Source organism: Xanthomonas phaseoli pv. dieffenbachiae (genome assembly GCF_008639345.1).
GTDB lineage: Bacteria > Pseudomonadota > Gammaproteobacteria > Xanthomonadales > Xanthomonadaceae > Xanthomonas > Xanthomonas phaseoli.
On the sequence record NZ_CP041380.1, the window covers coordinates 1,219,429 to 1,242,804 of the forward strand.

General features: G+C 63.8%; 13 protein-coding genes, 1 other RNA gene and 1 pseudogene. 10 read left to right on the plus strand and 5 right to left on the minus strand.

The genetic code is table 11. The features are described 5' to 3' along the window. Nucleotides 1-58: 58 nt before the first annotated feature. The gene (locus FLG15_RS05680; protein WP_209228225.1) at nt 59-3,307 is read left to right on the plus strand and encodes an error-prone DNA polymerase; all 3,249 of its coding nucleotides are present in this window, start codon (nt 59-61) and stop codon (nt 3,305-3,307) included. A gap of 147 nt (nt 3,308-3,454) precedes the next feature. Here the strand turns inward: FLG15_RS05680 and FLG15_RS05685 are convergent, their stop codons facing one another. Then, nucleotides 3,455-3,640, minus strand: coding sequence for a hypothetical protein (locus tag FLG15_RS05685; RefSeq protein ID WP_081022823.1), 186 nt, complete (start codon nt 3,638-3,640; stop codon nt 3,455-3,457). A gap of 100 nt (nt 3,641-3,740) precedes the next feature. Between FLG15_RS05685 and FLG15_RS05690 the strand changes: the two genes are divergently transcribed. The 6 genes from FLG15_RS05690 to FLG15_RS05715 all read left to right on the plus strand — a co-directional run bounded on the left by FLG15_RS05690 (nt 3,741) and on the right by FLG15_RS05715 (nt 12,727). After that, the gene (locus FLG15_RS05690) at nt 3,741-5,333 is read left to right on the plus strand and encodes an alpha/beta hydrolase family protein (RefSeq protein WP_057678225.1); all 1,593 of its coding nucleotides are present in this window, start codon (nt 3,741-3,743) and stop codon (nt 5,331-5,333) included. Between the two features lie 209 nt (nt 5,334-5,542). Then, a complete protein-coding gene (locus tag FLG15_RS05695) occupies nt 5,543-6,361 on the plus strand; it encodes an HDOD domain-containing protein (protein WP_150145660.1) in 819 nt (272 codons plus the stop codon). 427 nt (nt 6,362-6,788) lie between these two features. Continuing rightward, nucleotides 6,789-8,759: an OPT family oligopeptide transporter gene (locus FLG15_RS05700; protein WP_017157890.1), complete on the plus strand. Its 1,971-nt coding sequence runs from the start codon at nt 6,789-6,791 to the stop codon at nt 8,757-8,759. Nucleotides 8,760-9,477: 718 nt separating this feature from the next. After that, nucleotides 9,478-10,314: a transporter gene (locus tag FLG15_RS05705; protein ID WP_057677421.1), complete on the plus strand. Its 837-nt coding sequence runs from the start codon at nt 9,478-9,480 to the stop codon at nt 10,312-10,314. A 61-nt stretch (nt 10,315-10,375) separates the two neighbouring features. Continuing rightward, nucleotides 10,376-10,452, plus strand: a non-coding RNA gene (locus FLG15_RS05710) — sX9 sRNA. A gap of 154 nt (nt 10,453-10,606) precedes the next feature. Next, entirely contained in the window at nt 10,607-12,727 is a 2,121-nt protein-coding gene (locus tag FLG15_RS05715) for an alpha/beta hydrolase family protein (RefSeq protein ID WP_057677419.1), read from the plus strand. A 238-nt stretch (nt 12,728-12,965) separates the two neighbouring features. Here FLG15_RS05715 and FLG15_RS05720 read toward each other — a convergent pair whose 3' ends face one another. Continuing rightward, nucleotides 12,966-13,373, minus strand: coding sequence for a hypothetical protein (locus FLG15_RS05720; RefSeq protein ID WP_209228663.1), 408 nt, complete (start codon nt 13,371-13,373; stop codon nt 12,966-12,968). A 323-nt stretch (nt 13,374-13,696) separates the two neighbouring features. Here FLG15_RS05720 and FLG15_RS05725 point away from each other — a divergent pair, with 323 nt between their 5' ends. From FLG15_RS05725 to xopP, 3 genes and pseudogenes are all read left to right on the plus strand, one after another. Further along, a complete protein-coding gene (locus FLG15_RS05725) occupies nt 13,697-14,158 on the plus strand; it encodes a hypothetical protein (RefSeq protein ID WP_057677417.1) in 462 nt (153 codons plus the stop codon). Between the two features lie 131 nt (nt 14,159-14,289). Continuing rightward, on the plus strand, nt 14,290-15,015 hold the full coding sequence (locus FLG15_RS05730) for an AraC family transcriptional regulator (protein ID WP_057677416.1): 726 nt from the start codon (nt 14,290-14,292) through the stop codon (nt 15,013-15,015). A gap of 711 nt (nt 15,016-15,726) precedes the next feature. Beyond that, nucleotides 15,727-17,864, plus strand: a pseudogene (xopP, locus tag FLG15_RS23350) (type III secretion system effector XopP). A gap of 242 nt (nt 17,865-18,106) precedes the next feature. Here xopP and FLG15_RS05750 read toward each other — a convergent pair. The 3 genes from FLG15_RS05750 to FLG15_RS05765 form a co-directional block, all read right to left on the minus strand. After that, the gene (locus FLG15_RS05750) at nt 18,107-19,339 is read right to left on the minus strand and encodes a type III secretion system effector protein (protein ID WP_150147580.1); all 1,233 of its coding nucleotides are present in this window, start codon (nt 19,337-19,339) and stop codon (nt 18,107-18,109) included. An 814-nt stretch (nt 19,340-20,153) separates the two neighbouring features. After that, entirely contained in the window at nt 20,154-22,262 is a 2,109-nt protein-coding gene (locus tag FLG15_RS05760) for a catalase (protein ID WP_150145666.1), read from the minus strand. Between the two features lie 205 nt (nt 22,263-22,467). After that, the gene (locus FLG15_RS05765) at nt 22,468-23,322 is read right to left on the minus strand and encodes an aldo/keto reductase (RefSeq protein WP_057677411.1); all 855 of its coding nucleotides are present in this window, start codon (nt 23,320-23,322) and stop codon (nt 22,468-22,470) included. Between the last annotated feature and the right edge of the window lie 54 nt (nt 23,323-23,376).

The following is a 23,376-nucleotide window of genomic DNA, read 5'->3' on the forward strand; positions in this document are numbered from 1 at the left end:
GATCTGCTGCGCACTGCAAAAACCGTCTGGCGCAGCGCGCTGTTGAAGGCAGCCGCCCATGAGCTGGGATGACGCCATCGATGGCGTAGACCGCGACACGCCCGGCGGGCGCATGCCGCGCGCCTGGAATGTGGCCGCACGGTTGCGCGCGGCCAATGACGACATCAGCCATGCGCACGTTGCCGATGGCTTGCCCGCCTATGCCGAGCTGCACTGCCTGTCGGACTTCTCGTTCCTGCGTGGCGCCTCCAGCGCCGAACAGCTGTTCGTGCGCGCACAACACTGCGGCTACAGCGCCTTGGCCATCACCGACGAATGCTCGCTGGCCGGCATCGTGCGTGGCCTGGAAGCGTCGCGCGCCACCGGCGTGCGGCTGATCGTCGGTAGCGAATTCGCCCTGGTCGATGGCACCCGCTTCGTGCTGCTGGTGGAAGAGGCGAACGGTTATCCGCAATTGTGCGCGCTGATCACCACCGCGCGGCGCGCGGCCAGCAAGGGCGCGTATCGCTTGGGGCGGGCCGAGGTGGAAGCGCAGTTTCGTGATGTGGCGCCGGGCGTGTTTGCACTGTGGCTGCCCGGCGCGCAGCCGCAGGCAGAGCAAGGTGCCTGGTTGCAGCAGGTGTTCGGCGAGCGCGCATTTCTGGCAGTGGAATTGCATCGCGAACAGGACGATGTCGCACGCCTGCAGGTCCTGCAAGCGCTGGCGCAGCAACTGGGCATGACCGCACTGGCTAGCGGCGATGTGCATATGGCGCAGCGCCGCGAGCGCATCGTGCAAGACACCCTGACCGCCATCCGCCACACGCTGCCGCTGGCGGACTGCGGCGCGCACCTGTTTCGCAATGGCGAGCGCCATCTGCGCACCCGGCGTGCCCTGGGGAACATCTACCCGGAAGCGTTGTTGCAGGCCACGGTGGAGCTGGCGCAACGCTGCACCTTCGATATTTCCAAGATCAGCTACACCTATCCCAGAGAACTGGTGCCGGAAGGCCACACGCCCACCAGCTATCTACGCCAGCTCACCGAAGCCGGCATCCGCAAGCGCTGGCCGGGCGGCATCTCGGCCAAGGTGCGAGAGGACATCGAAAAAGAGTTGGCGCTGATCGCGCTCAAGAAGTACGAAGCTTTCTTCCTCACTGTGCAAGATGTGGTGCGCTTCGCACGCGAACAGGACATTCTCTGCCAGGGCCGTGGCTCATCGGCCAATTCGGCGGTGTGTTATGCGCTGGGCATCACCGCAGTCAATCCCGACGAGACGCGTCTGTTGATGGCGCGCTTCCTGTCCGAAAAACGCGATGAGCCGCCGGATATCGACGTGGACTTCGAACATGAACGCCGCGAGGAAGTGCTGCAGTACGTCTACAGCAAGTACGGGCGCGAACGCGCGGCGCTGGCGGCGACGGTGATCTGCTATCGCGGCAAGAGCGCGGTGCGCGATGTGGCCAAGGCCTTTGGCCTGCCGCCGGACCAGATTGCGTTGCTGGCCAATTGCTATGGCTGGGGCAATGGCGAAACACCGATGGAACAGCGCATCGAAGAAGCCGGGTTCGATCTTGCCAACCCGTTGATCAACAAGATCCTGGACGTGACAGAGCACTTGCGCGATCACCCACGGCATCTGTCCCAGCACGTGGGCGGGTTCGTCATCTCCGACGAGCCCTTGTCGCTACTGGTGCCGGTGGAAAACGCCGCGATGGCAGACCGCACCATCATCCAGTGGGACAAGGACGATCTGGAAACCATGAAGTTGCTCAAGGTCGATTGCCTGGCCCTGGGCATGCTGACCTGCATTCGCAAGACGCTGGACCTGGTGCGTGGCCACCGTCATCGCGACTATGCGTTGGCCACCTTGCCGGATGAGGATGCGGCGACCTACAAGATGATCCAGCGCGCCGATACGGTCGGCGTGTTCCAGATCGAGTCTCGTGCGCAGATGGCGATGCTGCCAAGGCTCAAACCGGCAGAGTTCTACGACCTGGTCATCGAAGTGGCGATCGTGCGCCCTGGCCCGATCCAGGGCGACATGGTGCATCCGTACCTGCAACGTCGCAAAGACAAGAGCCTGATCAACTATCCCTCCGAAGGCGTCGAGAAAATTCTCGGGCCGACATTGGGGATCCCGCTGTTCCAGGAGCAGGTCATGGAGTTGGTGATCCACGCCGGCTACGATCCTGACGAGGCCGACAAGCTACGCCGCTCGATGGCGGCCTGGCGCCGCGGTGGCGATATGGAATCGCATCGCGTGCGCATTCGTGCATTGATGGAAGGCAAAGGCTACGCCTCCAGCTTCATCGACCAGATCTTCGAACAGATCAAGGGTTTCGGTTCCTACGGTTTTCCGCAGAGTCACGCCGCCTCGTTCGCCAAACTCGTCTATGCCAGTTGCTGGCTCAAACGCCACGAGCCGGCTGCCTTCGCCTGCGGGCTGCTCAACGCGCAGCCGATGGGTTTCTATTCGGCCAGCCAGATCGTGCAGGATGCGCGCCGCGGCAGCCCCGAGCGCGAGCGTGTGGAGGTGCTGCCGGTGGATGTGTTGCACAGCGACTGGGGCAACACCCTGGTCGGTGGCCGGCCCTGGTGCAGCGACCAAGACCCAGGCGAACAACCGGCGATCCGGCTGGGCATGCGGCAGGTCGCCGGACTGTCGCAAGTGGTGGCGCAGCGCATCGTTGCCGCACGCACGCAGCGGGCGTTCGCCGATATCGGCGATCTGTGCCTGCGCGCCGCACTCGACGAAAAAGCACGCCTGGCATTGGCAGAAGCCGGCGCTCTGCAAGGCATGGTGGGCAACCGCAATGCCGCGCGCTGGGCCATGGCCGGTGTGGAGGCGCGCCGCCCCCTGTTGCCGGGCAGCCCGGAGGAGCGCCCGGTGGAGTTCGAGGCGCCGCGCGCGGGCGAAGAAATTCTTGCCGATTACCGCTCGGTCGGCCTGAGTCTGCGCCAGCATCCAATGGCGCTGCTACGGCCGCAGATGCGCCAGCGACGCATCCTGGGCCTGCGCGAGTTGCAGGGCCGCCGCCACGGCAGCGGCGTGCATGTGGCCGGCCTGGTCACCCAGCGCCAGCGCCCGGCTACCGCCAAGGGCACCATCTTCGTCACCCTGGAAGACGAGCAGGGCATGATCAACGTCATCGTCTGGTCGCACCTTGCGCTGCGTCGCCGCCGTGCGCTGCTGGAATCGCGCCTGCTTGCCGTGCGCGGTCGCTGGGAACGCGTGGACGGCGTAGAGCATCTCATCGCCGGCGACCTGTACGACCTCAGCAACCTGCTCGGCGACATGCAGCTGCCCTCGCGCGATTTCCATTGACGCCTTTTTAGGTGCATGCATTGCTGCTAGATTCCGCACTCGGTTTGCCTACAACACGGAGTCGTACATGCGGAAATGGATCATTCCTGCGGCCCTGGTGCTGCTGATGGCGGCCGGCACTGCCACGGCCCAGGTGGATGTCGGCGCCTACATCAAGAAAGACAAGTTCGCCGACATCAGGCTATCGCCCAGCGGCGTGTATTTCGCCGCGACCGTGCCGATGGAAGACAAGACCGCCCTTGCGATCATGCGGCGTTCGGACAACAGCATCGGCGCCACCTTCGTGCTGGAAAAGAACACGTACGTGAGCGATTTCGCCTGGGTCAGCGACACCCGCGTGTTGATTTCCATTGCACAGAAGTACGGCCTGCTCGACAAGCCGCTGCCGACCGGCGAGCTGTATGCCATCAATGCCGATGGCACCGGAGTCGAGTTGCTGGTGGGCTACCGCGCACGCGGCACCGGCCTTGGCACCAACATCAAGGTCAAGAAGACCGAAGCGGTGGCCGCATTCCTGACCGATCCCTTGCCCGACGACGACCGCAGCGTGATCGTGGCGATCTGGCCGATGTCGGGGCAGGATCCCTACACCCGCGCAGAAAAACTCGACGTCACCACCGGCCGCCGTCTCCCGCTGGCGCGTGCGCCGATTCAGCGCGCCAGTTTCACCACCGACCATCATGGGCAGGTGCGCTTTGCGCAGGGGGCGGGCTCGGACAACGTGAGCAAGCTGTATTACCGCAAGGGCGCGGGCGACGAATGGGCGCTGATCAACGACGAGCAGGTCAGTGGCCATGTCGAAACACCGCTGGGTTTTTCGCAAGACGAGCGCATTGCCTACTTGCGCGTGCAAAGCGCCAACGGCCCCGATGCGATCGTCGGCTGGGACATCCAGGCCGATCGCCGTGAGCAGGTATTGCGCGACGCGGTGGCCGACCCACTGGAGATCATCTACCGCAACGGCACCAGCATCCCGGTCGGCGCCACTTTCATGGCCGACCGCCCCCACACCCGCTTTTTCGACGAGCATGGTGTCGAGGCGCGGATGTATCACAGTCTGGAGGCGGCCTTCGCCGGCAATGCGGTGCGCGTGACCTCCAGCACCAAGGACGGTCGCTACGTGATGCTGGAAGCCTATTCGGGCAGTAATCCTGGCGACTTCTACGTGTTCGACACGCAACAGAACAAAGCCCAGCATGTGATCAGTCGGCGCGACTGGTTCGACCCCGAGCGCACGGCCACCGTGCAGCCGATTGCGCTGCAGGCACGTGACGGAGCGCCGTTGCATGGGTATCTCACGCTGCCGCGCAGCGGGGGCGACAAACAGCTGCCAATGGTGGTGATGCCCCATGGCGGTCCCTTCGAGATCTTCGACAGCTGGCAGTTCGACGACGATGCGCAGCTGCTGGCGCAAGCGGGCTATGCGGTGCTGCAGATCAATTTCCGTGGCTCTGGCAATTATGGGCGCCACTTCCAGCACGCCGGCGCGCGTCAGTGGGGCGGCACCATGCAGGACGATGTGACCGACGCAACGCGCTGGGCGATTGGCCAGGGGTATGCCGATGCACGCAAGATCTGCATCTTTGGCGCCAGTTACGGTGCGTACGCAGCCTTGATGGGTGCGGCAAAGGAATCGGGCCTGTATGCGTGCGCGGCCGGTTATGTGGGCGTCTACGACTTGCCGATGATGTTCACCAGCGGCGACATCCAGAAGCGCGGTTCCGGCGAGAACTACCTCAAGCAGTGGTTGGGTGATCCGGCCACCCTGGCCGCACGTTCGCCGGTCAATCTGGCCAAGCAGATCAAGGTGCCGGTGTTCCTGGCCGCAGGGGGCGAAGACGAGCGCGCGCCCATCCAGCACAGCAAGCGAATGGAAGCGGCATTACGCCAGGCCGGCACGCCAGTGGAAACGCTGTACTTCGACACGGAAGGCCACGGCTTCTACACCGAACCCCATCGACGCGCGTTCTACACCCAGCTGCTGGCATTTCTGTCCAGATCGCTGGGTGGCGCCAAGGCCGACTGAGCGTCATCGAGACGGTCGCCTTGTCGAACTGCCGAGTTCGCTTGCCTTCCCTGTCGGCCGGGCCAGCCGGTGAGGCCGTGCGCTGTACAGACCCAGCCAGAAGCCTGAGTGAATCGTCCTGCCGTCGGTCATTGGCAGTGAACCGGTCCGTGTTACACCATGCAGGTCCGCGCGGCCGCGCTGGCTTGTCTTTCACCCACGAGGCGATCATGAAGTTGGAGGCGTTGTTCGACCAGTTGCACACCTTGCCCACCGTGCCCAAGGTGGCGCAAGACCTGATCCGTCAATTCGACGATCCGCAGACCGATATCGATACGCTGGCGCACAGTATCGAGCGCGATCCGGTGATTGCCGCCAAAGTGTTGCGGCTGGCCAATTCGGCGCGCTTCCATGGCTTGCGCGATTCCACCAGCGTGGAAGACGCGGCCATGCGCCTGGGCTTCAACACGCTGCGCACGCTGGTGCTGGCGTCGGCGATGACGGGCGCGTTCCGGGCCGGCCCGGGCTTCGACCTCAAGGCCTTCTGGCGGCACAGTTTCGAAGTGGCCGGCATCTGCCGCCTGCTGGCGCGCCAGCAGGGGCTGGACCCGGAGACGGCCTTCACCTGCGGGATGATGCACAACATCGGCGAGCTCTTGATCCAGTCCGGTGCGCCGGAATACGCCAGCCGCATCAATCACGAAACCTCCGCTGCCGGTCATGCGGCCGAAGAAACCCTGCAACTGGGCTTCGGTTACCCGGAAGTCGGAGCCGAGCTGGCACGGCGCTGGCAGCTGCCCGTGGTGATCCAGGAAGCCATCGCGTACCAGGTCCGGCCCGCCGCGGCCCCGGACGGTGCACGCATGCCATTGCTGGTGGCCCAGGCGGTACTGGTCTGCGATGCGCTGCATGCGCATGGCGGCGCCACCGCGGAGGCATTGGAAGCAGTACGCAGCCCGCTGATGGAGGGCGTGGATCTGGACGGGTTGTTCGCCGCGCTGCCGGAAGTCATCGAGGCCGATCGCGCCTTTGCCGAGTTGCTGCACTGACCCTCGGCAGGACGCGCTGCTGCGTCATTGCCGGCGCAGCGGCGCATGCGCAGTCGTGTGCGTCTTGCATTGCACGCGCGGTGCCCGCTGCTGCCATGCAGTGATCGCCGCGTCGGGCGCAGATTCCGGGAGGCGTCAGCGCGACTACGCTCCGCTTCGCAGCAGCTGGCGCCAGGCGGCAGGCACGGCGCACATGTATCGACGCTGGGGTGAACGTGTTTGGAAACGTGCCCGCGCGCTTAGCAGCAAACGTGCCGGATGCCGCTGCGATTGGACAGTTGCACCCCAGGCAGCAGCGCATGCGTCGGGTCGCCCCGGTGAAGTCCACCCGCCACAGCACGCACACTGTCACGCCGCGTCGCAGCTGGACTCGCGTGGACACAGGCGCTAGCGTGGTGCGGATTTTTTGCCTACAGGGGAATGCCCAATGAGCCACGACGCGCAGCCGCGCCAGCTCACCTTCCGTGCCGTCGCGCTGGCCATCGTGCTGGCGGTCGTGCTTTCGGCCGCCAATGCCTACCTCGGCCTGTTTGCCGGCTTGACCATCGCCACCGCCATCCCGGCAGCCGTCGTGTCGATGGGTGTGCTGCGCCTGTTGGGCGGCGGCACCATCCTGGAAAACAACATCGTCCAGACCGGGGCGTCGGCCGGCTCGTCGATCGCGGCCGGGGTGATCTTCACCATCCCCGCGCTGGTGATCATGGGCTATTGGCCGGACTTCAAGTACTGGTGGGTGCTGGGCATCGCCGGCATGGGCGGCCTGCTGGGCGTGTTGTTCTCGGTGCCGCTGCGTCGCTCGATGATCGTCGAAGACCCGCTGCCGTTCCCCGAAGGCAAGGCGGCGGCCGAAGTGCTCAAAGCCGGCGAAAATCCCGGCCCGGGCCTGAAGATTCTGGCCATTTCCGGCGCTATCGGTGCGCTGGTCAAGCTGGCTGCGGCCAGCGGCCTGCGCGTGATTCCGGACACCTGGGCGCAGGCCACCTACTTGGGCAGCAGCCGGCTGGTGGGCTATATCGGCACCAACCTGTCGCCGGCGCTGCTGGGCGTGGGCTACATCGTCGGTTTGAACGTGGGCATCGTGGTGCTGTCCGGTTCGATCCTGTCCTGGCACATCGCCATCCCGTTGTATCAGCAGTTCTTCATGGGCTCGGACCCGGCCCTGGCGCAGAGCCTGGTCGGTGCATCGGCTGCCGATGCAGCGTTCGGCATCTGGGGCGCGAAGATCCGCTACCTCGGTGTCGGCGCGATGTTGATCGGTGGTGTGTGGACCCTGTTTTCGCTGCGCAAATCGCTGTTTTCCGGCGTCAAGAGCGGTTTTGCGGCTGCGCGCAAGAGTGGCGGCGGCGTGGTCGCAGAGACCGAGCGCGATCTGCCGATGAAGTGGATGCTGGTAGCGCTGGTGCTGTGCACGCTACCGCTGCTGGGCCTGTATCAGGCCATCGTGCAGCAGTGGCATGTGTCGATCCCGATGACCATCATCATGATCGTGGCCGGCTTCCTGTTCGTATCCGTTTCGGGCTATCTGGCGGGTTTGATCGGTTCGTCCAACAACCCGGTGTCGGGCATCACCATCTCCACCATCCTGTTCGCCTCGGCGGTGCTGGTGTTGCTGCTCGGCAAGAGCGGCCTGGTGCCGGTGGGCATCGGCGCCGCGCCGCTGGGCGCGGTGGCCGCGATCATGATCGGCGCGGTGGTGTGCTGCGCGGCGGCGGTGGGCGGGGATAACCTGCAGGATCTCAAGGCCGGTTATCTGGTCGGTGCCACACCGTGGAAACAGCAGCTGATGCTGGGCATCGGCGCGTTCTCGTGCGCATTGATCATGGCGCCCGTGCTGAACCTGCTGGCCCAGGCCTATGGCATCGGCCCGGCCACGCCCCAGCATCCCAACTCGCTGGGCGCGCCGCAGGCCACGCTGATGGCCTCGGTGGCCAAGGGCCTGTTCGGCGGCCAGCTGCCGTGGAGCATGATCGCGATCGGTGCCGGCGTGGGCGCGGCCATCATCGCGCTGGACGAATGGTTGAAGGCTACCGGCAAGCGCTTCCGCGTGCCGGTGCTGGCCGCGGCCATCGGTATCTATCTGCCGCTGGAACTGATGGTGCCGATCTTCCTGGGCGGGCTGATCGCGCATCTGGTGGAACGCTTCCACAACATCCGTGCCGACGACGAAGACGGCCGTGACCGCGTGCATCGCCCGGGCGTGCTGTTTGCCGCTGGCCTGATCACCGGCGAGGCGCTGATGGGCATCGCCATTGCGGTGCCGATCGTACTGTCCAGCCGCGCCGATGTGCTGGCATTGCCGGCCGCGCTGCAGCTCAACCAATGGGTCGGTCTGGCGATTCTGGCCCTGGTCGGCTGGCTGCTGTATCGCGTCGGCAAGCGCGGCGAACAGGCCGCCTGAGTGTGATACCCGATGGCGCATGCGCTCGGCATGCGCCATCTGCAAGCTGCGCTTGGTGGCATGCGCAGCTTGATCCAGCGCAGATTTGATGGCTCGGGAACCCGCTGGCTGGGCCACTGCCTCTAGCCGGCTAAGACGGATGGTTTACACACCAGCGCTGCAATGGCGCCAGGTGCTCCGCACGACGGCTGTCGATTCGCCGTTTCGATTGCATCGTGGCCACTGCGTCCGTCACACCGCATGCGAACCGTGTAGCACTGCCGCATGCGGGGCATCGCTGCCTGCACAGCTACCGGCTACCCGCATCGCCAGGCAATGTCTTTGCGCCGGCTTTACGCCCTGCGCCGCTGCCGTGCATAGCGACTTTATGCCGCCGCTCCTTATCGTGCCGTCTCCTGCACAACGGTGCGCCACGAGTGCTGCATGCCTGGACTGACCTGATCCCAACCACGCTGGAAACCGTGGCGCGCTTACGCGCTTTACTTGACGTTCGTAACGCCAGGCAAGTGTCTGCCAGTGCAAACACGCGCACTGCTCTCCAGCAAGCGTGCTCAACGCATCGCGACCGTGCTGGCGCCGCCCTGAAAAACCTGCAGTCGCGGCACTGCCGACCAAGCGCAGCGCCGCCATGCCGCGCGTCGTAACGCCTTACTCATCCCACTCTTCAACGCTGCACGGTCATGCGATTCGTGCCGCGCTTTGCCCTGGAATCACCGCAATGCCCACCATCACCTCGCGCTCGTCTTCCCGCAGGACTCTGCTCGCCGTCATCGTTACTGCAGCGCTGAGCAGCCTTGCAGTTCAGGCGCAGGCGCAAGACGCCACCGACGCGGCGCTTTGCACCGATCGGCCGACCAAGGCCAATGCCACCTGCACCGTGCCGGCCGGCGACTGGCAGCTGGAAACCGACATCGGCAATTACACGCGCGACAGCCAGCCCGGCACACGCACAGAGACGGCGTACTTCACCAATCCCACGCTCAAGTACGGCGTCAGCGACCGTATCGATCTGCAACTCAACTGGGCACCGCAGCTGCAGGTCAAGACCACCGACCGCGCCACCGGCGCGCGCAGCAGCCTGAGCGGCGGCGGCGATCTGTATCTGCGCATGAAGGCGCGTGTGTACGAGAGCGACACCGCCAGCGTGGCGCTGCTGCCGTTCGTCAAAGCACCCACCGCGCGTACCGGCCTGGGCAACGACACCTGGGAAGGCGGCCTGGCGCTGCCGGTCAACTTCGTGCTGCCCAGCAGCTTCTCGCTGACGTTCGGTCCGGAGCTGGATTGGTTGGCCGACAGCGATGGCAGCGGCAAGCATGTCGCCATCGTCAACGTGATCAATCTCGCGCGCCCGATCACGCCGAAGTTATCGATGGCCGTGGAACTGTGGTCCTCGATCAACCGCGACCCGGCGCGGACCGTCGAGCAGTACTCGGCCGATATCGCGGCGTCGTATCTGCTCAACCCGCTGTTGCAGCTGGACGTGGGTGCCAATTTCGGCCTCAACGACCGCACGCCCGATACGCAGGTCTACGTCGGCCTGTCGCACTGCTTCTAAGGGCAGCGAACAAAACAGCTGCGCAGCCACCAGGCGGGCGCGGCCGGTGCTCGGAATCGGCATGTGCCACGCGTACACTCCGGTTCTGAGTGCCCCGTCCGCACCCACCTGACGACAGCGCGCTGCGTTCTGTTAGCCGCTCCAAAGCGCTCAGCCGCCCATGTTGCGTATAGGCGGCATGGGCGGACGCATGCGTGCGCGGCGCACTGCGTCGCGCCGCATGACCTGCTGCCTTTGCGCGTGCGCCGCAGCAACGCCTACCATCGACGTTTTGCCGTTGCCGGAGATCTCGATGAAGCTGCGTCACGCCGTATTGCCCTTGTGTTTGCTGGCTGCCTTGCCAAGCCTTGCCGCCGCGCGCGGTTTCGATGTGCGCGACATGGTGGCGCTGGACCGGGTGTCCTCGCCCACGCTCAGCCCGGATGGCAGCGTGGTGCTGTTCGCCAAGCGCCAGGCCAAGACCGCCAATGGCAAGCCGGCCACCAGCCTGTGGGTGCGCAATCTGCGTACGCGCGATCTGGCGCCGCCCAAGCGGCTCACCCCGGAAGGATGGAACGTCAACAGCCCGACGTTGTCGCCGGACGGCAAGACGGTGTACTTCCTCAGCAGCAAATCCGGCAGCCAGCAGCTCTACGCGCAGCCGATGGCCGGCGGCACCCCGCAGCAACTCACCGCATTTGCAGTAGACGTGGACAGCTACAAGCTCTCGCCGGACGGCAAGCGCATCGCCTTCAGCGCGGGGGTGTTCCAGGACTGCGGTTCGGACCTGGGCTGCACCAAGAAGAAGCTGGGCGAGCTCAAGAACAACAAGGCCAGCGGCGTGGTGTACGACCAGTTGTTCGTGCGTCATTGGGACACCTGGAACGATGGTCGCCGCAATACCTTGTTCGTGGCCGAGTTGCCTGCGGCTGGTGCGAAGGCAGTGGTCGGGGCATCGGCGATCAGCGCCACGCTGGCCGGCGACGCGCCGTCTAAGCCGTTCGGTGGCAACGACGATTACACCTGGTCGCCCGACGGCAGCAGCGTGGTGGCCAGCGTGCGCATTCCGCAGCCGCATGGCCCGGAAGCAGGGAAGAACCCCAAGGCCGGCGGCAAGCCCACCGGCAACGACGAGCCCTGGCAGACCAACTTCGATCTGTACCGCCTGGATGCGAGCGGCAAGTCCGCGCCGGTCAACCTGACCGCGGCCAACCCGGCCTGGGATGCCGGCCCGGTGTTCAGCACCGACGGCAAGACCCTGTACTACCGCGCCATGAAGCGCCCGGGCTTCGAGGCCGACCGCTTCGGCCTGATGGCGATGGATGTGGCCAGCGGCAAGACCCGCGAGATCGCGCCGAAGTGGGACCGCTCGGCCGGCGAAATCGTGCTGAGCGCCGACGGCAGCAGCCTGTACACCAGTGCCGATGATCTCGGCGAGCATCCGCTGTTCAAGATCGATATCGCCAGCGGCGAGGCGACCAAGCTGGTGGGCGAGGGCAGCGTGCACGCCCCGACGCTGGCCGGCAATACGCTGGCGTTTACGCGCAGCTCGCTCAAGAGCGGCGACCAGGTCTTCGTCAGCGATGCGCAAGGCCAGGGCCTGCGCGCGATCAGCCAGAGCGCTGGCGAAATGCTGCCCGACGTGCAGTTCGGCGATTACGAGCAGTTCCAGTTCAAGGGCTGGAACAACGACACCGTGCATGGCTACGTGGTCAAGCCGTACAACTATCAGCAGGGCAAGACCTATCCGGTGGCGTTCCTGATCCACGGCGGCCCGCAGGGCAGCTTCGGCAATGGCTGGAGCAACCGCTGGAATCCGCAGACCTACGCCGGGCAGGGCTATGCGGTGGTGATGATCGACTTCCACGGCTCCACCGGCTACGGCCAGGAGTTCACCGACGCCATCAGCCAGCATTGGGGCGACCGCCCGCTGGAAGATCTGCAAAAAGGCTGGGCCGCCGCGCAGAAGCAATACGGCTTCCTCAACGGCGACAAGGCCTGCGCATTGGGCGCCAGCTATGGCGGCTACATGGTCTATTGGTTGGCGGGCAACTGGAATCAACCATGGAAGTGCCTGGTCGACCACGACGGCGTGTTCGACAACCGCACCATGGGCTATGCCACCGAGGAACTCTGGTTCAGCGAGTGGGAAAACGGCGGCACGCCGTGGCAGAACCCGGCCGGTTACGAGAAGTTCAACCCGGTGCTGCACGTGGACAAGTGGAAGGTGCCGATGCTGGTCATCCACGGTCAGCAGGATTTCCGCATTCCGGTCGAACAGGGCCTGGCTGCGTTCACCGCGCTGCAGCGCAAGGGCATCGATTCCAAGTTCCTGTATTTCCCGGACGAGAACCACTGGGTGCTCAAGCCGGATAACAGCATCTTGTGGCATGACACCGTCAATGGCTGGCTGAAGCAGCATATCGGCCAGTGATGAACGACCGACACGCCGCCAGGCGCGGCGTGTCGGTTGCTTGAGCGATTGCGTTCTCTGGGTGATGGGCGCTGTCGAAGTCACCGTTCGGCAGTCGCATCCTGCCCGTTGCGGCTGGAATGCTAGCGAGCGGTTGTGCGCACTGCCAGAGGCACGCTGCCGTTATTCCACATCCCATCTGCCGTGCGTGCACTGCATTCTTCCCGGCGGTCCATGCCCACCTGACATCTGCTCGGTGCTAGCCGCGCTTGGCCAGCTGGCCTTCCACGATGTCCAGAATTTCCGACACCGCAATCCCGAACGAGCCGGCACGCCCGGCGTCGAACGCCGCCTTCCACTCGGCATACCCGGGCAGATAGGCCTGATTGGGCGTGCTGTCGCCGACATGTTCGGCAGCGCTGCGCTCCAGCGTCTGTGCAATGACCGGTATGTGCGGCAGCGTGTCCAGCGTCCCGTTGAGCATTCCCGCATGACGCACCTGGACGTCGCTGATGGTCACATGCAGGATCTGGCCACCCTGCGGATGCGTATCGATCTGGTTGATCAGCAACAGCGGCGTTTCGGCGGCACTGCGCCCGCGGCAGCGCCACAGCTGGCCGACTGCATACGGTGAAGACGTCGTGGTTGAAGCGTTGGCGATGGCCATCGAAAACTCCGCGAGCAAACCGCAATGATGCAGCTTGCGTGCGACGATGGCGACCGGCACGGCGGTGGGCGCGCTGGTATCGATGCCTCCGCCCGCGGTCGCAATGACCGATGCCGGCGACGACTATCGACCTGAAGCGTTGGCAGTTCCAACGACATCACGCGCACTGGATGAGCACGCTTGGCGTGAACCGGCTGCAACGCCGCCGTCCGGATCACGGGCCAATGCATCCCAAATGCGATTGCCGCAGCGCATCACAGGCATGTCAAACTAGCGCATCTTCCTCTTCCCAGTTCCCTGCCAGGACCGCAAGGACCGTTTGCATGCGCACGTCGTTCCGCCCCGCATTGTGGGCAATCGCCCTGATCTGCAGTCCCGCCCTGGGCGCCGCGTCGCGGCCCGCCGTTGCGCCTGCGCGCGCCCCGGTGGCGGCGGCTGCGTCGTCCGAGCTAGGCGGCGATGCGAGCGTGCCATTGCCGGCCGTGCTGAAATCCGGCATGGGGTATCGCGCGTTCGCCCAGGCAGTGATGGAGCAAGGCTGGCAGCTGGTGGATCCCCTTGCGGCCGATAGCTGCATGGCTGCTGGCGACTGTGAGATCGAGTTCATTGCGCCCGGCGGCAGCGCGCGGCTGCGCGTGCAGGTGGGCTCACAGGCCGGTGCGGCGGTGGTGCAGAGCTGGCGTGCGCGACAGGTGCCGCTGGATCGCATCGGTAACCCGACCGCTGCGGCGGGAGATGCCAAGCCTGCACCGGCGGCAGTGGACGCAGGCAACAACGCGCGCTGAGTCCTCCGGCCGCAGGCCGATCGCGCCTGCGGCGTATCATGTCGCGGCAGGGTCGGATCGTTTCGATCGCACACCTGGTTTGATGCGCTTTTCCCGGTCTCGAGCACCTTGCCCTGCATGAACCCTCTCGCATGAAGAGCATCGATCCTGCCGATCTTGAAGCGTTGTTCGATGCGGTGCCGGACGTGTTGTTCTTCGTCAAGGATCGCGAGGGCCGCTACACCCACGTCAACCAGACCATGCTGCGGCGGCTGGGGCTGAAATCGCGCAAGGACCTGATCGGCAAGCGTGTTGCCGAGGTCTATCCCAGCGGACTGGGCGCCAATTACGCCAATCAGGACGAGCAGGTGCTGGCCGGCGAGGTGATCGACAACCTGCTGGAGCTCCACCTGTTCGCCAACCGTGAGCCTGGCTGGTGCCTGACCTGCAAGCGGCCGTTGGTGGTGAATGGCAAGGTGCAGGGCATCATCGGCATCTCGCGCGATCTGGGCCCGCAGGACGGGCACGAATCGCAATACGAAAAGCTGCGACTTGCGCTGGCGTATCTCAACGCCAATTACGCGCAGAACGTCCGCATGCAGGCTCTGGTGGAGATCACCGGGTTTTCCATGTCCAAGCTGCAACGCTCGTTCCGCAAGGTCTTCCAGCTCACGCCGCAACAGGTATTGGCCAAGCTGCGCCTGCAGATGGCGATGCACCTGCTGCACGGGAACAAGAGCCTCACCGAAATCGGCCACGCGTGCGGCTTCAGCGATCAAAGCGCGTTCGCGCGGCAATTCAAGCAAGCGGTGGGCATGACGCCGCGCGAATATCGTGCATTGGCGAATGCGCAGCAGTTTTCAGCCGAAACAGTGTAGATGCGGGGCAATCTCAACGTGCCTGCACGAGACGTGAGTTGAGCCTGAATTCTCTTGAACTGCCTGATGAGGTGCTTCAAACAAGCGCCCTGTTGCGCGCCGATACCGCGTTGCGCGCCTTGCAAAGGGGCAGCCCATGCAAGGCCCTTGCCTCGTCTCGACGCGCCACAGGATGCTGCGCAGTCACCTCAAAGTCCATGACACGCTCCCAAGGGCGTCGGATGCGGTAACCGGTATTGATAGGTGCACAAATGATCGGGGAGCTGCCTTGATCGCGTTGTCTGGTCATTGAATAAAGGCGTGCGCAGCCGGGTGTCTTCGTATCAGTCACCAAGCATTCGCGCGGCATGCGAACAGCGCAGCGTTCGGTGGTTTACTACGGCGGCGATGTCAGGCATATCGACAAGCGAGTCGGTCGAGTTTCTTATGTTGAAACGGCAATACGTATTCGCTGCGCACGTCACGTGTAATTGAACGATGAAAAATATCGGTTTCATCAGCGAGCGACGCAGGCACTGCAATATGCAGCACGATAAGGCAGACGGATCGCGCACCATGCATAGGTGACGCGGCGACTGCTCTACGCATCGGCAACACGCTTCGCTGCCCGCTCGCTAGGTTTGGTGTGCGACACCCTCACGTTCCATGCAGATGTCGTGACGGGGGGATATCAGAATGCCGTGTGCGAGCGGCCATATCGGAGGATGCACCGTGCCTAAGATTGGATCGACCAAGCAGGCCTCACCGGATCCCGCGCAATTGATTCAAGCCGCATCGACACCATCGGGCTCGGGAGCGGCCACCAGCGCGCCTGCCGATAGCGTGACGGTCTCCGCGCAACTCGGCGGGCTTGCGGTCAGGCCGCAAAGACTGGGCCGGGCCTCCAGAGCCAATCCTCCGGCGGCATCCAATGCCCAGGACGTCATGGCGGCGCTCTTTGCCGGGCCGTCCGTCCCGCAAAGACCAGATCCCTTCGAGGTATTGAGCAGGGCCTCGTCCAGGCTGCGACGCTTCAACGATTTGACCAAAGAATTAGCGCCGACCGAAACATCGGATATCAGGGTACTGGAAGCAAGACTCCGGTCCGGAACGTCCGCGATCGAATCGGGTCGACAAGCATTGCAGGCGCTGGCCGAGCTGAAGATCCAAAAACGTATGCCGCTTGCCGGCATCGCAGAGCATGAGAATTACGTGGTGTCGCATCTGGCCGTGGCTGCATCCCTTCACTACGGTTCATGCGAGCAGATGCTCGAGCGGAAACTGATCAAGGAATTGGGCCATGTCCCCAATCAAAGGGCCGAGTTGGTGGTGTTGTCCGCCGACGCCATCCGTCAGCAGCAACCGGAACCATGGCTTGCGTTGCGCGCGCATCTTCTTGATGCCCTTGCAGCCATGGAAGAGGTTTGCCAGCGCGTCAAGTCGCCGATGACGGGGCTGAGGCCGTCCGATGCGCTCAGGAACAATCTGCCGGTCGCGAGGGCGATGATGGGGTCGTGCCATGAGCGGATGCAGACCGTCCGCGGGATACTCGTCGAAATACACTCGAAGAAACTTTACGATCAGGCCTACCAGTACGGCCTGTTCGAGGTGATTGACCGGCTGAGAGAGCTCGAAGAAATCGACAGCCTTCGCCATGCCGAGGTGGGTGAAGCGCTCAGGCATGTGGTCGAGGTCCATCTCGAATGCATGTCCTCGACCGGGCACTCGCTGACACCGGAGAGGCTGGCCATGTACAAGAGCGTGGTCGTCGACTACGCCGAGATGCGCGGCCGAGCAGGGATGCAGCTGTGTGTGGATGCCGCCGCGCTCATCGAGGAAGGGGGGCATGCCAGGGATCATCTATGGGCAACAATGCTCGATCTTGCACAGGCGCTAACCGACCAACGCCAAGCGATCGTTGACATGTGCCAGTTCGCCGTCCAGGACAGACAGCTGATTGGCGCGGCAGTGGCTTCGCCCGAACAGCGACCGGCGTCGCTCACCACAAGCGTGCCGACAACGAGCGCAGGCAAATCGAGCAGGTCACGTAAGACGCGCACGCGCACGCCTGATGTGTCCAGCTGGCGGCAGCGCCCGCGCAGCGGGTCGTCGATGAGCGCAGCGCTGCGCAAAAGCAGGCCGACGAGGTACTGAGAAGCACACGCTTGGAGACGTTGCCAGTGGCAGAATTCGGCGGCGATTTCATCGCGCTTGCCAAGCGCCTTGGCAAGGACACCGTCGACGTAGAGCGCCTCATCGGCGACTCCAGACATGACGCGGCGACGGCCTTCGATTTTGCCAGGACCCGCATGCAGGGCTGGTTCGGATCGAGTGAGCGCTTGCTGCAGCTCAAAGGCAAGCTCCGTGCAGGCGACGAGCGCATCGAACAACTCGACACGCGGCTGCGTCTTCTCCAGAGGATCGAGCAAGATTTCGAACGGCGCGAAGCCGATGCGCTCAAGACCGATCCGCAGCCACGCGCGCTGCATCTGGAGCGCCTGTTGGCCATGAATGGACTGGCACGCGTCACGGCGCCGAACCTGCTTCGTTCAGAGGGCGACCGTGGCGACCGTGGCAGACTATTCGAAGTGCGTATCGAGCACACGCCGCAGTCCAATGGAGACAATCCTGCGCCCTGGTTCGTCCACATACATACCGACAAATCGGTGACTTCCGCTGGTGTGCGCGCGCTTCACTACAAGGAGTTGACCGCCGTCCACCTGAAGACGGCCAGGGAGGTCAACCTAGGCGCACGCTGGGAAGAGGTGATGCGCGCCCTCGGCAATACCGGCGCCAAGGTGCACCGGGCAACCATCGGCTCCAAGCTGCTTGGCCAGCTTTTGGTGGCTGGTGCTGGTGGGCACCAGTAGAAAGGGCACTGAGTCTGTCCTCTCCAAGCAAAGAGATCCCCGCAGCAAAGGTCTCGGAGCTGCACGAATCACTTAACGTGACTGGCCAGTTGCAGCGGGTCTGGCAAGGACCTGCGACCGGTAAGCATCTGAGAGAGGCGATCCGGCAGGCGGGGAGCTTGGGGTCTGTTTGTATGCCAATGCCTCGCAGGAAGAAAGCCGGTCTAAAACGCCCTAGCCAGTGAACGCGCTGGTCGCAGCCGTCATTTCCGGGATGTTTGAACCACGTTGTTGAGGAAAGAAGAATTGCGTGCCAACACCTGGTTCACCAGCGCGGCATCGGGCATCCAACCTGCGGCAGACATGCCTTTCAATTGATCGCCCAACGAACGCAAGGACGCCGTGGCGGAGTTCACGTCGAGCGCGGCGTACCACTGCTTGACCATTTCCACTTCGGGCCTGGCTTGCCCGTCAAGCGCCTCGCCTATGGCCTGGATGACCATGGCATGCACGCTCTTCAGGCCTGTCGCATAACGATCGCTCATCACGCTTTTATGAAGCAGCACGTCCAGCGCGCTTGCCGGGGCCCGAATGACGTCTCCCCAACCATGCCGAAAGCGTGGATCTGACGGCACATCCTGCTCCCGATCGTAGCGAAAGCCGGTCACGTCGATGCTGATGACCTTGTGGCGTGCATCTTCCCCGGAAACGACCAGCATATTGTCCGGGCCAAGATCAGACGCTTCACCCAGGGTCAGCCTGACCAGCAACGATGCGAACAGCCCGTCCAGACCGTTGTGGCGCAGTGTGTCGACCAATGCCTGTTTGCCTGCACGGAGATTGACCGGATCGTTAATCCGCGCAAGCAGCGCGCGGTCTTCGGCCAGTTCATCCGCCTGCGCACCGCTGTCGGGCGCGGCGCTTTCGACACGGGCAGCGGCTTGCTTGGCCTGTGCAAGCGAAACCTCAGGCGGCAGAAACGCTTTAGTCAGGAACGTGTCCAGCGGCTGTGCATCATGGATGAGTCGCGAGGCGATCAAGGCGTTGCTGGGCAGTGTCAGCAGCGATGAGTCCGGAATGTGTTGCCGCGACAGATAGCATTCCTGCAGCGCATTGACCAGATCCTGGGCGGCAGCGACGTTGATGACGTCGAACAGGATGGGGATGCCAAGGGGATTGCGTAATCGAGGATCAGCGGCCACCAGGCTGTCGTGAATCCTGCAGACATCGTCGATATCCAATGCCCCTGTCTTGGCCTTTTCCGCCATTTCTTTGCCTTTTTCGGTATCGAGAAAGGCATGGAAGGCCAGTGTCAGCCGTTGCTGCGTGGCCTGCTTGTCTATGGCGCCTTCAAGCAGCCTGGCTGCAGAGCCAACGATGTAGCCCAAACGCTTGGTGGCCTTCTCGACTTGCCCTTTCGCGCAACAGGCCACTGCTTGACCCAGCAGGCTTCGCGAAATTCCGGTTTTGACGAGGTGTTCCTGGCCATCGAGCATCCCGACCATGCCAACATCGCTGCCTCCCAATGTCGCCTTGGAGCGCGAGAAGACGACAGCACTTCCAGACAGGCGCATCGGTTCATGGCCGCCAATGCCGGCCTTGGTTGAGAGAAACGCGACAGGCCGCATAACCGAGAATATGGGCTTATCCGGCCGGTTTACGCCGGGAGCCGAGGCAGGCGCACGTATGCTCCTGGTGCACGCGGTGTCCGGCGTCATGCAATCGGGCGCGGGGGCTGCGCCGGCCCGAGCCATGCTGCGGCGTGGCGTTAGTCCAGCCAATCGTGCGTCAGTGCCATGTTGCCGATCGTCGGCCGTTGCCGGGTCGCGTGGTAACGCCGCGTCATCGGTCGCAGGGAGCGGCAAGCTTGCTGCACCAGAGGTCGGGGTGATACGGGATTCCATACCGTGCTCCAATAACCAGCGGCACATTTTGCAATGTGGCCAATTCCGAGCAACTCCATTTGGCGTAATCGTCATCCGGTAAGCGAATATCGACCGAGCGTCATCATCGACGTTATCCGGACACGACACACGCGGCCTTGGACGCGCGCGACATGTAAAGTCGCTTGCGTCAGGGCCTTCTATCGCGGCTTGTCGCGAACATCGCGTGGATGCTCATGCTGCTTGCGCTATCGAAGCTTCGGCTAAAACAAAACAATCGACGCCTGCCGTGGGAATGGCGCGCCGTACTTGCCGCTACTCCGCAAACGCGTGGTAGCGGCGAAAGCCGAGGGACGTAGCGCTCCAGTGCAGCCGGTGTGCCGTCCCTCGGTTTTAACCCGGGTTATTGGAGCTTCCCTGGGTGCGGTTACGCCAGCATGCGCACCTTCGGCTCGCGTGCCCATTGGCGGGTTTTTGCTGCGGTGATGAATGCCTTGGTATCGGCAGCGGGAACGACGCCCGCATCCTTGCCCACGTTGCCGGCCTTCAACAACACCTGCGCGCCTTCGTCGAACGCGATGGCCTTCAGATGCGCCCAGGCAAAGCTCACGAAATCCAATGCCGCCGATTCACGTGTCAGCAGTTTGGCCGCCTCCGAGGACAGCAGCACCGCCACCGCATCGAAGACCACCGAGGGCGTGCCCGCCAGTTGCCCATCGGCGGCCAACTGCTTGCCGTCGCTAAGCTTGGCGCCGCCGAGTTTCGGCGCAACGATCTTGACCGTCGCGCCTGCAGCTTCGGCCGCCTTGCGAACTGCCTTGATTGCCGCTGCGTCCGAGCCATCGTGAATCAGGATGCCCACCGTGCGCCCTTTCAAGGTGTCCTTCATCTTGCCGATGACCTGCAAGGCAGGCGAGAGCGGCATGTCGATCGGCGCCACTGCCGCCGGCGGTGCTGGCGGCAGGGCGGTCATGCCCATGCCATCGGCCACACGCTGCGCCAGCTCCTGGTCGATGTGGCGCAGATGCCCCACGATGGCCTCGCGCACGTAAGCGGTCTCCACCTTCGACAGTTCGAACACCAATGCCGAGGCGATATGCGCCTGTTCCGGTGCGGTCTGGCTGCGGAAGAATAGGCGCGCCTGGCTGTAGTGATCGGCGAAGCTTTCTGCGCGTACGCGGCCCTTGGCACCTTCTTCGGCAGGAGTTGCGTGGCTGGGGAAGCCACGCAGCGCTTCACGCGGCGCATCGGCCTGCAGCGAGCTGGGCTCATAGGCGACGCGGCCCTTGGGCACGCCCATCTGCATGTGACCATCGCGCTGGTTGTTGGCGAACGGGCACTTGGGCGCGTTGACCGGAATCTGATGGAAATTCGGCCCGCCCAGACGGCTCAGCTGCGTATCCAGATACGAGAACAGGCGGCCTTGCAGCAGCGGGTCGTTGCTGAAGTCGATGCCGGGCACGATGTTGGCCGGGCAGTAGGCAACCTGCTCGGTTTCGGCAAAGAAGTTGTCCGGCCAGCGGTCGAGCACCATGCGGCCGACGATCTGCAACGGCACCAGCTCCTCGGGAATGACCTTGGTCGAATCCAGATGATCGAACGGGAACGTTGCTGCCTGCGCTTCGGTGAACAACTGCACGCCGAGTTCCCATTCGGGGAAATCGCCGTTCTGGATCGCTTCGAACAGGTCGCGGCGGTGGAAATCCTGATCGGCGCCGGCGATCTTGACCGCCTCGTCCCAGATGGTCGATTGCAGGCCCAGCTTGGGGCGCCAATGGAACTTGACGAAGGTGCTTTCGCCCTTGTCATTGAGGAACCGGAAGCTGTGGATGCCGAACCCTTCGATCATGCGTAGCGAGCGCGGGATGGTGCGGTCGCTCATCGCCCACATCACCATGTGCATCGATTCGGGTGTCAGCGAAATGAAATCCCAGAACGTGTCGTGCGCGCTGGCAGCCTGGGGGAAACCACGGTCCGGCTCCATCTTCACCGCATGAATCAGGTCCGGGAATTTCATCGCATCCTGGATGAAGAACACCGGGATATTGTTGCCGACCAGATCCCAATTGCCTTCCTTGGTGTAGAACTTCACCGCGAAGCCGCGCACATCGCGCGGCGTATCCACCGAGCCGGCGCCACCTGCGACAGTGGAAAAACGCGTAAACAACGGAGTTTTTTCGCCAACCTCGGTAAAGATCTTGGCGGTGGTGTACTGGCTCAACGACTTGGTGAGTTCGAAGTAGCCGTGCGCGGCACTGCCGCGCGCATGCACGATGCGTTCGGGAATGCGTTCGTGATCGAAGTGGGTGATCTTTTCGCGCAGGATGAAATCTTCCAGCAACGTCGGGCCGCGCGGCGTGGCGCGGAGCGAGTTCTGGTTGTCACCGACAGGAATGCCCTGGTTGGTGGTCAGTTGCGGGTGCGTGCCGCCTGCCTTCTGGTGCAACTCATCGCCAGTACCGCGCGACCCATCGACGGTGGCGCTGACAGGTGCAAGGGCAGGGACCTGCGCGGATTTGCTGGGGGACTTGGCCATGGAAACTCCACTGTGGCGGGCTTGGGATGCGGGCTGAGCCATAAAGCCTGGGAGTGGCGCTGTTAATTGCATGTGTCTGCTTGCGAACGAAAACTCACATACGTCGCAAACATTGCGCGACGTCGCAGTTGCATGTGTTGCATCGATCACGCCACGCGCGTCGCCACGCAGATGCGCAAACAAGCGGGCGCGACCTTGCTGAGTCTTACAGAAGATCGAGCGGCTGTTTGCGCGTAGGCGGCGCGAAGGCGCGATCGATCTCGGCAAGATCGTCTGCGTGCAATTGCAGCGTGCACGCCGCGGCGTTGGCACGCACATGCGCCGGCGTTCCAGATTCGGGAATGGCGATGACATTGCCGCTGTGGATCGCCCACGCCAGCGCCACCGCGGTGGCTGCAACGCCGCGACGCTCGCCGATGGCGTGCAGGACCGGATGATCCAGCAACGAGCGGCTGCCAAGCGGCGAATACGCCATCACCACCACCTCGTGCGCGGCGCACCATGGCAGCAGGTCGAACTCGATGCCGCGGCTGCCGGCGTGATACAGCACCTGGTTGACCAGGCAGCGCGAGCCGCCATCGATTGCCCAGAGCTCTTCCATGTCATCGACATCGAAGTTCGATACGCCCCAATCGCGGATCTTGCCGGCATCGCGGAGCGCTTCGAACGCATCCACCACTTCGGCCAGATCGCTGCCGCCACGCCAGTGCAGCAGATACAGATCCAATGCGCGCACGCCCAGCCGTTGCAGGCTGGCTTCGCAGGCGCGGGCAATCCCGCGTGCACTGGCATTGCCGGGCAACACCTTGGACACCACGTAGGGCGGTTGCGTGCGGCCGATGGCCTGACCGATCAATTGCTCGGCGCGCCCATTGCCGTACATCTCGGCAGTGTCGATCAGCTGCATGCCCAATTGCTGACCGAGTTGCAGCGCTTCAATTTCCTGCTCGGGCGCATGCCGGCCCTGGCCCAGGTTCCAGGAGCCCAGACCTAACGCAGGCACGTGACGCCCGTTGCGCAGGCGCACCTGCGCGCAGGAGGATAAAGACGATTCGGACATGATGGGCTCCTGTCTTGTTGGAATGGGTGACGGCCGCATCACACCGGTGGCCTT